1 protein-coding gene is annotated in these 255 nt (G+C 65.5%); it reads left to right on the top strand.

Annotation, left to right across the window (positions count from 1 at the left end; translation table 11 throughout):
- Window positions 1-255, top strand: a 255-nt coding sequence (locus RAD04_RS38960; RefSeq protein ID WP_461628007.1) for an MgtC/SapB family protein, incomplete at both ends; no start/stop codon positions are given.

Raw genomic sequence — 255 nt, 5'->3', positions numbered from 1 at the left:
GCTGCGCTTTCCCCTGGGCGTACTGACGGGCGTCGGCTTTATCGGCGGCGGCGCGATCCTGAGGCGGGGAGACACGATGACCGGCGTCACCACGGCCGCGACCATGTGGTTCATGACCGTCGTCGGTCTCTGCTTCGGCGGCGGCCAGGTCCTGACCGGGACGGTGGCGACCGCCGTCGCCTTCATCGTCTTGTCGCCGATGAAGCAGCTGGATATGTGGCTGCGTTGCGAACAGAAGGCAACACTCGTCATTCA

It is taken from the genome of Bradyrhizobium sp. 25ACV, assembly GCF_054863005.1.
This window is presented reverse-complemented; position numbering and strand designations above follow the sequence as displayed.